The organism is Cupriavidus sp. 05T42 (assembly GCF_056396345.1).
In genome coordinates this window covers 45,330-58,894 of sequence record NZ_JBFTLH010000019.1, presented here as the reverse complement: position 1 = coordinate 58,894, position 13,565 = coordinate 45,330, and the positions used below count along the sequence as shown (strand labels likewise).

Here is a 13,565-nt window from a genome sequence, read left to right as displayed (position 1 = left end):
ACCGCGGCGCCCTTTCTACTTCCAGCCGTGCCCGCGACCCACACCGCCCCCACCATGGACACCACGCCGGAACTCCTGCTTTGCCAGCGCATCCGCGACAAGCTGCGCGCCGACAAGCAAGCGCTCTTCGCCGAATTCGACGCGCACAATCAGGTCAATCCGCTGGTCACGCGGCTGCGCCGTGCCGTGGATGCCGCGTTGATCGATGCCTGGACCGGCCTGGAGTTGCCCGCCAGCGCCGCGCTGGTGGCGGTGGGTGGCTATGGCCGTGGCGAGCTGTTCCCGCATTCCGACGTGGACGTGCTGCTCCTGCTGCCGGCCGAGCCGGACGCGGAGATGGCGGGCAAGCTGGAGCGCTTCATCGGCCTGTGCTGGGACCTGGGACTCGAGATCGGCTCGTCGGTACGTACCGTCGACGACTGCCTGCGCGAGGCGGCGGGCGACATCACCATCCGCACCTCGCTGCTCGAAGCGCGCCTGCTGATCGGCAACAAAGCACTGTTCGCCGACATGCACCGGCGCTATCTGGCGGACCTCGACGCCGCCGACTTCTTCCAGGCCAAGCTGCTGGAAATGCGCCAGCGCCACGCCAAGTACCAGGACACGCCCTACGCGCTGGAGCCCAACTGCAAGGAAAGCCCGGGCGGCCTGCGCGACCTGCAGGTCATCCTGTGGATGACGCAGGCGGCGGGCCTCGGCGACAGCTGGAAGGAATTGTTCGAGCGCGGCCTGCTGACCGAGCGCGAGGCGCAGGAACTCACCCGCAACGAGCGCCTGTTGCGCACGATTCGCGCACGGCTGCACCTGCTGGCCGGCCGCCGCCAGGACGTGCTGGTGTTCGACCTGCAAACCGCGCTGGCCGAGTCCTTCGGCTATCGGCAGACCACGCACAAGCGCGCCAGCGAACAGTTGATGCGCCGCTTCTACTGGGCCGCCAAGGCGGTGACGCAGCTCAACAGCGTACTGCTGCTCAATATCGAGGCGATGCTGTTTCCGAGTGAATCGAAGGTCACACGCGTGATCAACGACCGCTTCGTGGAACGCCAGGGCATGCTGGAAATCACCAGCGACGACCTGTACGAGCGCGATCCGCACGCAATCCTGGAGACCTTCCTGCTCTACGAGCGCACGCCGGGCGTGAAAGGCATCTCCCCCCGTACGCTGCGCGGGCTCTACAACGCGCGCACGGTCATGGACGCGAGCTGGCGCAACGATCCCGAGAACCGCCGCCTGTTCCTGGCCATCATGCAAGAGCCGCAGGGTATCACCCACGCGCTGCGGCTGATGAACCAGACCAGCGTGCTGGGCCGCTACCTGATCAATTTCCGGCGCATCGTCGGCCAGATGCAGCACGACCTGTTCCACGTCTACACCGTGGACCAGCACATCCTGATGGTGGTGCGCAATATCCGCCGCTTCGCCATCGTCGAGCACACGCACGAGTTCCCGTTCTGCAGCCAGTTGATGGCCAGCTTCGACCGCCCGTGGGTGCTCTGGGTGGCCGCGCTGTTCCACGACATCGCCAAGGGCCGGGGCGGGGACCACTCCAAGCTCGGCACCGTCGATGCGCGCCGCTTCTGCAAGCAGCACGGCATTTCGCGCGAGGACACCGACCTGATCGCCTGGCTCGTCGAGCATCACCTGACCATGAGCCACGTGGCGCAGAAGCAGGACCTGACCGATCCGGACGTGGTCAAGGCCTTCGCCGGCGTGGTGGGCAATGAACGCTACCTGACCGCGCTCTACCTGCTGACCGTGGCCGATATCCGCGGCACCAGCCCCAAGGTGTGGAATGCCTGGAAGGGCAAGCTGCTCGAAGACCTGTACCGCATCACGCTGCGCGTGCTCGGCGGCGCGCAGCTCGACCCGCATTCGCTATGGGCCCAGCGCCGGGACGACACCATCGCCCAGTTGCGGCTCAAGGCGTTCGACCCCGAACTGGGCAGGCCGCTCTGGGACAAGCTCGACGTCTCGTTCTTCCTGCGCCACGATGCCCGCGACATCGCCTGGCTCACGCGCCATCTGTTCAACAAGGTGGATAGCGACGCGGCGGTGGTCAAGGCACGCATCTCGCCGGCTGGCGAGGGCCTGCAGATTGCCGTCTACGTCAAGGACCAGCCTGACCTCTTCGCGCGCATCTGCGGCTATTTCGAACGAAAGGCGTTCTCGATTCAGGACGCCAAGATCCACACCACACGCCACGGCTACGCGCTGGACACCTTCCAGGTGACCGACCCTGGCCTGGCGGGCGACTATCGCGACATCCTCGCGTTGGTCGAACACGAACTGGCGGAACGGCTGCGGCTGGAGTGCCCGCTGCCCGATCCGGCGCAGGGCCGGCTGTCGCGCCAGTCGCGCAGCTTCCCGATCAAGCCCCGCGTGGACCTGCGGGCCGACGAGCGCGGGCAGTTCTACCTGCTGTCCCTGTCCGCCAACGACCGAACCGGCCTGCTCTACGCGATCGCCCGCGTACTGGCCCAACATCGCGTGTCCGTGCATTCGGCGCGCATCAACACCCTGGGGGAGCGCGTCGAAGACGTGTTCCTGGTCGATGGCAGCCGTCTTGCCGCCGACAACCGATTGCAGATTCAGCTTGAACAGGATTTGCTCGACGCGCTAGCCATCTGATGGCAATGCGGGTCGGGCAAACGCAACGATATGACAGACAGCAAAACGCCCGGCCGCAAGACGCTGGGCATCAAGACCGCCACGTCCACCTCGGACGCGCCGCGCAAGCCCACCCGCCCGGTGCGCGTCTCCGACCTGAACCGCAAGCGCGTGCAGGACGTGGTGACGGGCATCAAGGAGGCGCGGGAACGCGCGGGCGAGCGCAACAAGCGCAAGGCCGCTCCCGCCGAGGGCGCCGCCCGGCCTGATCGGGCGGATCGTGGAGAGCGCCCGGCGCGCCCTGCCCGTCCGCGCCCCGAGGGGGATCGGCCGCCGCGCCGCTATGGCGACGACGAGCGACGCCCGCCGCAGCGTGGTTTCAGCGGCGATGACCGCCGTCCGCCCCAGCGTGGCGCCGGTGGCGACGACCGTCCGCCCCGCCCCCGTCGTTTTGGTGACGACGAAGCCCGTCCGCCGCGCCGCTATGGCGATGACGAACGCCGCCCGCCGCAACGTGGCTTCGGCGGCGATGATCGCCGTCCGCCCCAGCGCAGCTTCGGGAACGATGATCGCGGTGCGCCGCGTCCCCGCCGTTTCGGCGATGACGAGGCCCGCCCGCCGCGCCGTTATGGCGATGACGAGCGCCGCCCGCCGCAACGTGGCTTCGGCGGCGATGATCGCCGTCCCCCGCAACGTGGCTTCGGCGGCGACGACCGCCGCCCGCCCCAGCGCAGCTTCGGCAACGATGATCGCGGCGCGCCGCGTCCGCGCCGTTTCGGTGACGATGAAGCCCGCCCGCCGCGCCGGTATGGCGATGACGAGCGCCGCCCGCCGCAGGGTGGTTCCAGCGGCGATGACCGCCGCCCCCCGCAACGCGGCTTCAGCGGCGATGACCGCCGTCCCCCGCAGCGTGGTTTCAGCGGCGACGACCGCCGTCCGCCCCAGCGCAGCTTCGGCAATGACGACCGCGGCGCGCCGCGTCCGCGCCGTTTCGGTGAGGACGAAGCCCGCCCGCCGCGCCGTTATGGCGATGACGAGCGCCGTCCGCCGCAGCGTCGTGCCGATGGCGATGACGCGCGCCGTCCTGCCGCGCCGACCCGTCGCTTCAGCGACACCGCCGATCGTGCGCGCCCGGTGCGACCCGAGCGTCCGGCGCCCCGCGCCGAGGCGCGCGAGCCGGTCCGGCAGCAGGCGGAGGCCAACGACGACGGTCTCATCCGCCTGTCCAAGCGCATGTCGGAGCTGGGCCTCTGCTCGCGCCGCGAGGCCGACGAGTGGATTCCGCGTGGCTGGGTGCACGTGGACGGCAAGGCCGTGACCGAACTGGGTTCGCGCGTCCGCCCCGACGCCGAGATCGAGATCCTGCAGGCCGCCCGCTCCGAACAGGGCGAGCGCGTGACCGTGCTGATCAACAAGCCTGTCGGCTATGTCTCAGGTCAGGCCGAAGACGGCTACGAGCCGGCCGCCGTGCTGTTCGCGCCCGAGAACCAGTGGGCCGAAGACCCCACCCGCAAGCGTTTCCAGCCGTGGCAGCGCAAGAACCTGGCCCCGGCCGGCCGTCTCGATATCGACTCCACCGGCCTGCTCGTGCTGACGCAGGACGGCCGCGTGGCACGCGCGCTGATCGGCGACGACTCGAATGTGGAGAAGGAATATCTGGTCCGCGTGGTCTGGGAATCGCCGGAAGGTCCGGTCGAGCGAGACATCAGCACCGTGTTTCCGGCCGAGGAGATCGAGCGGCTGCGCCACGGCCTGTCGCTCGACGGCGTGCCGCTGAAGCCCGCCAAGGTGAGCTGGCAGAACGAGGAGCAGCTGCGCTTCGTGTTGCGCGAAGGCCGCAAGCGCCAGATTCGCCGCATGTGCGAGCAGGTTGGCCTGCGCGTGGTGGGCCTGAAGCGCGTGCGCATGGGCCGCATCGTGCTGGGCGACCTGCCGCCGGGCCAGTGGCGCTTCCTGGGGGCGTTCGAGAAGTTCTGACGTCAGGTTGCGCCTCCCTCGCCGGCAAGCGGTGAGGGAGGCCAGCCGCCTCAATCGTCGTAGTTCGCCGGCAGCTCCGGGAACAGCACCTCGGTGAAGCCGAAGCGCGTGAAGTCCTTCACCCGCATCGGGTACAGCACGCCGATCAGGTGGTCGCACTCATGCTGCACCACGCGCGCATGGAAGCCATCGGCCACCCGCTCGATCGGTTTCCCCATCGGGTCGAATCCCGAATACTTCAGTCGGGCATGGCGCGGCACCACGCCTCGCAGCCCCGGCACCGACAGGCACCCTTCCCAGCCCTCTTCCATCTCGTCGGAGAGCGGTTCCAGCACCGGATTGATCAGCACCGTCTTCGGCACCATCGGGGCGTCCGGATAGCGCGGGTTGCTGTCGAAGCCGAAGATCACCACCTGCAGGTCCACGCCAATCTGCGGCGCGGCCAGGCCGGCGCCGTTGGCGTGCGCCATCGTGTCGAACATATCGTCGATCAGCACGCGCAGCTCGGGCGTGTTGAACGCAGTCACGGGCCGCGCCACCTGCGTCAGGCGCGAATCTCCCATCTTCAAAATGTCACGGATCATTGCGCGTCCTCCGGTTGTGCGCCCGTGGCGTCGGCCAGTAGCGCCAACATGCCATCCTCGTCGATCACCGCCACGCCGAGCGCCTGCGCCTTTTCGAGCTTGCTGCCCGCCTCGGCGCCAGCCACCACGTAGTCGGTCTTCTTCGACACCGAGCCGGCCACCTTGGCGCCGGCCGCTTCCAGCCGCGCCTTGGCGTCCTCGCGCGAAAGCGTCGGCAGCGTGCCGGTCAGCACGAAGGTCTTGCCGGCCAGCGGCAGCGGCGCGCGGGCCGCAGGCTCGCTCTCCGGCCAGTGTACGCCGGCGGCGCGCAGTTGCTCGACCACCTCCACGTTGTGCGGCTCGCCCAGGAAGTTGGCGATCGACTGCGCCACCACCGGCCCGACGTCGTTGACGTCGAGCAGCGCGGCCTCGTCGGCGGCCAGCAGGTTGTCCAGCTTGCCAAAGTGCTTGGCGAGATCCTTGGCCGTGGCCTCGCCCACGTGGCGGATGCCCAGCGCGAAGATAAAGCGGTTCAGCGTGGTGCTGCGCGACTTGTCGATGGCGGCCACGAGGTTCGTCGCCGACTTGTCGGCCATCCGGTCCAGCGCGGCCAGCTTGGCTACGCCGAGCTTGAAGAGGTCCGCCGGGGTGCGGACAATGCCCAGATCGACCAGTTGCTCCACCACCTTGTCGCCCAGGCCCTCGATGTCCATCGCACGGCGCTGGGCGAAGTGCAGCAGCGCCTGCTTGCGCTGCGCGGCGCAGATCAGGCCGCCGGTGCAACGGGCGATGGCCTCGTCCTCCAGCCGCTCCACGTGCGAGCCGCACACCGGGCAGGTGGTCGGCATGACGAACGCGCGCGCGTCAGCCGGGCGCCGTTCCAGCACCACGGCCACCACCTCGGGAATCACGTCGCCGGCTCGGCGCACGATCACCGTATCGCCGATATGCACATCCTTGCGACGGATCTCGTCCTCGTTGTGGAGCGTGGCGTTGGTCACGGTCACGCCGCCCACGAACACCGGCGCGAGCCGCGCCACGGGCGTGATGGCGCCCGTGCGGCCCACCTGCACCTCGATGTCCTCGACGGTCGTCGTCATCTCCTGCGCCGGGAACTTGTGCGCCAGCGCAAAGCGCGGCGCGCGCGAGACGAAGCCAAGCTGCTCCTGCTCGGCAATCGCGTTGACCTTGTAGACCACGCCGTCGATGTCGTACGGCAGCTGGTCGCGGCGCGCGCCAATATCGCGATAGAAGGCCAGCAGGCCCTGCGCCCCCTTCACCACCTGGCGCTCGGTGCAGACCGGCAGGCCCAGCCCGGCAAAGCCGTCGAGCATTACGCTGTGGGTGGCGGGCCGGTCCGCGCCCTGCAACTCGCCGATACCGTAGGCGAAGAAAGACAGCGGGCGCTTGGCCGTGATGCGCGGATCGAGCTGCCGCAGGCTGCCGGCGGCCGCGTTGCGCGGATTGACGAAGGTCTTCTCGCCGGCCTCGGCCTGGCGCGCGTTGAGCTTGTCGAACTCGGCGCGGTACATGAAGACCTCGCCGCGCACTTCCAGCACGGCCGGCGCCTTGCCGCGCAGCTTCAGCGGAATCGCCTTGATGGTTCGCACGTTGACGGTCACATCCTCGCCGGTCTCGCCGTCGCCGCGCGTGGCGGCCTGCACGAGCTTGCCGTCCTCATAGCGCAGCGACATGGCCAGACCGTCGAACTTCAGTTCGCAGGCGTATTCCACGGCCTGATCGGTCGCCTCGGCGGCGCTGAACAGGTCGTCAGCCGGCGCGGGCGCGGCGGCGGTCCGGCCCAGCCCCTGGGCGCAGCGGCGGTCGAAATTGACGACGTCCTCGTCGGCGAAGCCGTTATTCAGCGACAGCATCGGCACGCGATGCCGCACGGAGTCGAACGCGGACAGCGGCGCGCCGCCCACGCGCTGCGTGGGCGAATCGTCGGTCAGCAAGTCGGGATGCTCGGTCTCCAGCGCCTGGAGTTCGCTGAACAGCGCATCGTACTCGGCGTCCGGAATCGACGGATCATCGAGCACGTAATACTGGTAGGCGTGGCGATCGAGTTCATCGCGCAGCCATTGCACGCGCGCGGTGGCGGCGGCGTCGGCCGGCAACGCGCCGGGGGGCGCGGAGGCCGGAGCCTGCGCGCCCTGAGTCTTGGCGGTCATGGCAGGCTTCCTTACAGGCTGAACAGGCGCTGGGCCGCCGATGAGCCGGCGGGCATGCCGCGCGCCTCGAGCTTCTCGTACAGCTTTTCGAGCTGGGCGAAGATCGCCACGAACGAAGCCTCGGTCAGCGGCCGCATGTTGTCGTCCACGAGCTGGGCGCCCATGCGCTGGGCGAGGCTGTAGCCGTACTCGCACACGGTCTTGAACGGCTTGACGGCCTGCGCGGCCTGCGGCACGTCCAGCAGCAGCGTGATCTGGCGGCCGGCGTTGACGGTCAGGTCATCGCGCAGGAAGTTCGTGTCGCCGAACTGGAGCGTGAACAGCGGCTTCTGCACGCCATCGGCGCCCGGTTCATAGCGGATGAAGCGCGTGCCGTCGCGAGACAGCACCAGCCCGTCCTGCGTGGCCACGGTCTGCACATAGGCGGCCGACCACGGCGCGCCATCGGAAATCACGTTCACGCCAAGCTGCACGTCGGCGCCGGCGGCAAAGCCGTCCAACTCGCGGGCGTTGGCGACGGTCTCGGTCATGTCGGGGAGGTCTGCCGATGCATCGAGCGCCTCGGCCAGCGCCTCCACGGCATTGACGAATTCGGAGAACTCCAGCGCGTTCAGCGGGCCGCTGCGGTTGGCCAGCTGCACGGCGACCTGGATGTCCTCGTACTGGTGGCCGGCAGTCACCGGCTCCCAGGCGTTGGCTTCGGCACGCAGGCCCTCGATATGGACCTGCTTGGTCCCGGCGCGGCGCAGCCGGCCCGTCAGCGGCAGGATGCGGTCGCCAGACGCCTTGCGTTCAAGGTGCATCGGCACGATGCAGTCGATCAGCGGGTCGATCACCGCCTGGGCCGGCTGGCCGTCCATCCCAGCGGGGGCGGCCTCCGGGGCGGCGGGCTTCGGCGCGGGCGCCGCCACGGTGGCGGTTTGGGCCTGATCGCTGTCCTCGTCGGCTTGCTCATTCCGGCTGGCAGGCTGCGCCATGGCCGGCGATGCCGCCACGGCCACTTCGTCGGCGACGATCTCGTCCGCATCGGCCGAACCTGCGGCTGCATGCGCGGCGGCGGTGGCAGTGGCTACCTCGGCGTCGTGCTTCGACTCCTGCCGGGTGGCTGGCTTCACCTCAGGCCTGGCCATCTTGCCAGCCTCGCCTAGCGTGGGCTCGCGCCGGGCGATGTGCTCGGGCGGCAGCTCCTGCAGCTTGGCGGCCGTCTCGGGATGCACGGTCTTGCCCACCACCGGCTCGCGCATGGGCGGCAGGTCGTCGTCAGGCATCAGCGGCCGCACGCGGCGCGCCTTGTGGATCTGCCAGCGGTTGTACGCCACCAGCAACAGCAACAGGATGACACCGGCGATGATCAGAGCGTTTTGCAGTTCCATCTCAAGCGGCCTCCGCCATAGACACTGCTGCATCCATATCCACCGCCACGATCCGCGACACGCCTTGCTCCTGCATGGTCACGCCGATCAGCTGGTGGGCCATCTCCATCGCTATCTTGTTGTGAGAAATAAACACGAACTGGGTCTTGTCGGACATGTGCGCCACCATGTTGGCGTAGCGCTCGGTATTGGCATCGTCGAGCGGCGCGTCCACCTCGTCCAGCAGGCAGAACGGCGCCGGGTTGAGCTGGAACATCGCGAACACGAGCGCAATCGCGGTCAGCGCCTTCTCGCCGCCGGACAGCAGGTGAATCGTCGAGTTCTTCTTGCCCGGGGGCTGGGCCATCACCTGCACGCCGGCATCGAGGATTTCCTCGCCGGTCATGATCAGGCGCGCCTGGCCGCCACCGAACAGCTGCGGGAACAGCTCGCCGAAGTGATGGTTGACCTGGTCGAACGTGCCTTGCAGCAGCGCGCGCGTCTCCTGGTCGATCTTCGCAATGGCGTCCTCGAGCGTGTTGATGGCGTCGTTCAGGTCGGCCGACTGGGCATCGAGGAAGGTCTTGCGCTCGCGCGCGGCGGACAGTTCATCGAGCGCGGCCATGTTGACCGGGCCCAGCGCGTTGATCGCGTTGTTGATACGCGTGACCTCGCCTTGCAGGTAGGACGGCTTCAGGTCGCCGGTCAGCTTCTCGGCCAGCGCCACCTCGTCGACCTGCGCGGTCGTCAGTTGCTCGGTGAACTGCTCCTGGTTCAGGCGCGCAGCCTGCTCCTTGAGCTGCAACTCGGTGATGCGGTCGCGCAGCGGCTGCAGGCTGCGCTCGGCGGCCAGGCGCTGTTCGTCGAACTGGCGGAGCTGTGCGGACAGCGCATCCAGCTCGATGCGCGCCGCCGACAGCTTCTCTTCCTTCTCGGCGCGCACTTCCAGCGCCTCTTGCAGGCCGGTGTGGGCGGTCTGCTCGTTGATCGTCTCAAGCTCGACGCGTGCGTTTTCCAGCGATTCGGCGATCCGCTCGGACTGGTCCGCCGCCATCTGGATATTGCGGCGCAGTTCGTCGATGCGGCCGGACAGATTGCGCTCGCCGAACACCGCCTCCTGCGCAGCCCGTTCGAAATCGCGCAACTGCTGGCGCGCGCCGGTCAGCTTGCCGTCCAGCGCCTCGAAGGCCATCTGGTGGTCTTCGTGGGCCGCCTGCATCTCGGCCAGCTGGGTGTCGTGCTGCTCGAAGGTCGCCTCGGACTCGGCACGCACGGCGCGCTGTTCCTCGATCTGGGCCTCGATCTCCGACAGTTCCTCGCGGATCTGGCCGCTCCGGGCGGAGAATCGCTCCATCGCCTGCGACAGCTTGAGCACGTCCATCTGCAACGTGTGCACGCGCCGCGTGGCCTGCTCGGCACGGGTGCGGGCCTCGGCCAGCGCCTGACTGGCCTGGGTGTAGGCCGACTCCGCGCGCACGGCCTGGGTCTTGGCCTCGTCGGACAGCAGCATCTGCGCGCGCGCCTGCTTCTGCAGGTTTTCGATTTCCTGCTCGCGGGCCAGCATGCCGGCCTGCTCCGAATCGGCAGCGTAGATCTGGATCGCGTTGCGGCCCACCAGGTGACCTTCGGCGACGACAAACTGCGCGCCCTCGGGCAGCGTGCCGCGCCCGGCCAGCGCCTGTGCCATGTCGGTGGCGGTGTAGATGTCGGCCAGCCAGTCCTGCATGACCGCGCGGATGCCCGGCTCGGTGATCTGCACCAGCGACATCAGCGGACGCAGGCCGGCCGGCGCGTCCACGGGCCGCGCGGCGGACGGCGGCGAGTAGAAGGCCAGCTTGGCGGGCGGGGCATCGGACAGGAAGGCCTTGACCCAGTCCAGGTTGGACACTTCCAGTGCGGCCAACTTCTCGCGCAGCACGGATTCGAGCGCGTTTTCCCAGCCCGGCTCGATATGAACCTTCTTCCACAGGCGCGGCAGCTCGGCCAGACCATGGCGCTCCAGCCACGGCTGGACCTTGCCTTCGGTCTGCACGTTTTCCTGCAGCTGGCGCAGCGCGGAGAGGCGGGCTTCCAGCGCGGCGATGGCGGCGGCCTCGCTCTGCACGCGCTCCTGCGCGCTGCGGCGCTCGCCGTCCAGGCGCGGCACGCGGTCCTCGCTGTCCATCAGCAAGGCCTGGGCTTCCTCGAGCATCGCTTCCTGCTCGGCCAGTTCGCCGCGTTGTTCTTCCAGACGGGTCTCGTCGGGGCGGTCGAGCCCCTTGTCTTCCAGTGACAGGCGTTCCTTGCGCTGCTCCAGCTGCTGGAGCATCTGGTCGGCACTGCGCTGCTGGGCGGCCTCGAGCTTCAGCGTCTGCTCGGCCTGCATGATGCCGGCGCGCTGCTCGTTCAGCAGTTGCTGGGCATCGCGCCACTGGCCTTCCAGCGTCGGCAGTTCGTCGGACTTCTGCGCCACGGCGTCCTGCGCCTCGATGGTGCGGGCCTCGGACAGGGCGAGGTTTTCCTCGGCCTGCGCCAGTTCCTCGGTGGCCTGCTCGGCCTTGCCCTGCCATTGCTCGCGCTGGGTGGTCAGCGCGGCGATCTGCGCCTGCACGCGATTGCGCGACTCCACCACATAGCGGATCTCGGCTTCGAGCTTGCTGACCTCGGAATTGGCTTCGTACAGCGCGCCCTGTGCGGCGTGCATGCCGTCCGACGCGGCGTAGTGCGCCGCGCGCATCGTCTCCAGCTCGGCTTCCACATGGCGTAGCTGGGCGGTCTGGGCTTCCAGGTCGATCTGGGCCTGCTCGATGGCGCGCGCATGGCGCTCCTGCTCGGCCTGGGCCTCGCGCTTGCGCAGCAGCCACAGCAGTTGCTGCTTTTCCTCGCCGTCGGCATGCAGCGTCTTGAAGCGCTGGGCCACCTCGGCCTGGCCTTCCAGCTTGTCGAGGTTGGCGCCGAGTTCGCGCAGGATGTCTTCCACGCGGGTCAGGTTCTCGCGCGTGTCGCCCAGGCGGTTTTCGGTCTCGCGGCGGCGTTCCTTGTACTTGGAGACGCCCGCGGCCTCTTCCAGGAAAATCCGCATGTCATCGGGCTTGGCCTCGATGATCCGCGAGATCATGCCCTGCCCGATGATGGCGTAGGCGCGCGGCCCGAGGCCGGTGCCAAGGAAGATGTCCTGGATGTCGCGCCGGCGCACCGGCTGGTTGTTGATGTAGTACGAGGAGGTGCCCTCGCGGGTCAGCACGCGCTTGACGGCCACTTCGGCGTATTGGCTCCACTGGCCGGCGGCGCGGCCTTCGGCGTTGTCGAACACCAGTTCCACGCTGGCGCGCCCGGCCTGCTTGCGCGCGGTGGAACCGTTGAAGATGACGTCCTGCATGGATTCGCCACGCAGTTCGGACGCGCGTGACTCACCCAGCACCCAACGCACGGCGTCGATGATGTTGGATTTGCCGCAGCCGTTGGGACCGACGATGCCGACCAGTTGGCCGGGCACTTGAAAATTGGTGGGATCGACGAAGGACTTGAAGCCCGCCAGCTTGATCGAGGACAGTCGCACGGTTGTCGTGTGGTTTGGGCGTTACGAATGTTGGAAAAGCCGGGCTGCCCCGGAGGCGCTCGACGCGACGTGACGTCTACGTCTCATGCGACCCGTTGGGGCCCGATTAGATTGGCGGTAATCATACCATCGCGCACCGTTCGTCCGGCCGCTTTATCGCCCGATGGGCGGCGTTTTGGACCTCCCATTCCCCGCCCGGAAAATCCTTGCTTTTCCACGAGTTGCGTCTATTCATGCAAGCGGTTTCGAGGTGGCTGCTGCGTGACCGCAACACCGCGATGCGACGCCCACGCGGCAAATCCAAAAGAAACTTCCTAGGGTTAGTGCTAGTCTCTTGGAATGCTGGCGTGACCCCGGAGCCCCTCCGGCGCGAAGCGCCCTCCCCGCCGCTCGACCGTCATCCGGCCGTCACACGCCGCCTGCAGGTCGCGATTTGCCTGGAGATCTGTGCATGACCGTAAGCCAAGCGACCCCGGAACGGGACGACCTGCCCTGGTCCGTGTCCGACATCGACTACGCGTCCATCGACGTGGAAAAGGTGCGCGACAACCGTACGCTGTTCTACCTGCTCGTCGCCGCATCGTTTATCGAAAGCGGCTCCGACACCTACGCAGGCAACCTCGCCACCTACTACGCCCATGTGCCCGAGGCCGCCACGTGGCTCGCCCGGCACTGGGAATCCGAGGAACTGCAGCACGGCTTCGCGCTGCGCCGCTACGTGGAGCATGTCTGGCCGGAATTCGACTGGCCGCGCGGCTACCAGCGGTTCTTCGACGAATACAGCAAGACCTGCTCGATCGACAATTTCGAGCGGTCGCACGCGCTGGAGATGGCGGCGCGCTGCGTGGTCGAGACCGGCACGGCCACCTACTACCGCGCGCTGGAGCAGGCCAGCGACGAGCCGGTGCTGCGCGACCTGACGCGCCGCATCGCCAACGACGAGGTACGCCACTACAAGCATTTCTTCCGCTATTTCAATGCCTTGAACGGGCAGGAGCGGATTGGGCGCGCCCGGGTGCTGGGCGCGCTGGCGCGGCGTTTGCTCGAAATCAAGAACGAGGATGCCGAGATCGCGCTGCGCAACGTACTGCGGGTGGAGCGCAATCAGGAAGACGTGCCGGAGCGCGACGTGCGCGCGCTGAACTCCCAGTGCAGCGCCGTGGTGCGCCGGAACCTGCCGCTCGAGATGACGGTGAAGATGCTGTTGCGTCCGCTGCACCTGAACGCGGCGCTGGAGCGGTTCATCCGCCGGCCGCTGGTGGCCACGGTGTCGCGAGTGATGCTTTATTAAGCGAAGCCGGCACGCGGGGCGTCGGCGGCATTCCTTTATAATGCCGGGTTTCAACCGCCCCGCCTG

The 13,565-nt window shown here is 68.1% G+C and carries 7 protein-coding genes; 3 read left to right on the top strand and 4 right to left on the bottom strand.

Translation table 11 applies throughout. The features are described from left to right. Positions 1-54 precede the first annotated feature (54 nt). The gene (locus tag AC1EJR_RS21900) at positions 55-2,628 is read left to right on the top strand and encodes a [protein-PII] uridylyltransferase (RefSeq protein WP_092297604.1); all 2,574 of its coding nucleotides are present in this window, start codon (positions 55-57) and stop codon (positions 2,626-2,628) included. Positions 2,629-2,658: 30 nt separating this feature from the next. Beyond that, positions 2,659-4,584 carry a pseudouridine synthase gene (locus tag AC1EJR_RS21895; protein WP_441590801.1) on the top strand — a complete coding sequence of 642 codons (1,926 nt, stop codon included), beginning with the start codon at positions 2,659-2,661 and terminating at the stop codon, positions 4,582-4,584. Positions 4,585-4,634: 50 nt separating this feature from the next. On the opposite strand, the gene def is transcribed toward AC1EJR_RS21895, so the two are convergent. Genes def through smc form a run of 4 tightly spaced genes read right to left on the bottom strand, consistent with a single transcriptional unit; the run spans position 4,635 to position 12,208 of the window. After that, a complete protein-coding gene (def, locus tag AC1EJR_RS21890; RefSeq protein ID WP_477113705.1) occupies positions 4,635-5,168 on the bottom strand; it encodes a peptide deformylase in 534 nt (177 codons plus the stop codon). Continuing rightward, the gene (gene ligA, locus AC1EJR_RS21885; protein WP_092297598.1) at positions 5,165-7,318 is read right to left on the bottom strand and encodes an NAD-dependent DNA ligase LigA; all 2,154 of its coding nucleotides are present in this window, start codon (positions 7,316-7,318) and stop codon (positions 5,165-5,167) included. Before ligA ends, def begins: the two co-directional genes overlap by 4 nt. A gap of 11 nt (positions 7,319-7,329) precedes the next feature. Continuing rightward, positions 7,330-8,691: a cell division protein ZipA C-terminal FtsZ-binding domain-containing protein gene (locus AC1EJR_RS21880; RefSeq protein ID WP_441590799.1), complete on the bottom strand. Its 1,362-nt coding sequence runs from the start codon at positions 8,689-8,691 to the stop codon at positions 7,330-7,332. A 1-nt stretch (position 8,692) separates the two neighbouring features. Then, positions 8,693-12,208 carry a chromosome segregation protein SMC gene (gene smc / locus AC1EJR_RS21875; RefSeq protein WP_477113704.1) on the bottom strand — a complete coding sequence of 1,172 codons (3,516 nt, stop codon included), beginning with the start codon at positions 12,206-12,208 and terminating at the stop codon, positions 8,693-8,695. Between the two features lie 451 nt (positions 12,209-12,659). Here smc and AC1EJR_RS21870 point away from each other — a divergent pair, with 451 nt between their 5' ends. Beyond that, positions 12,660-13,499, top strand: a complete 840-nt coding sequence (locus tag AC1EJR_RS21870; RefSeq protein ID WP_092297588.1) for a ferritin-like domain-containing protein — start codon at positions 12,660-12,662, stop codon at positions 13,497-13,499. The last annotated feature ends 66 nt before the right edge of the window (positions 13,500-13,565 follow it).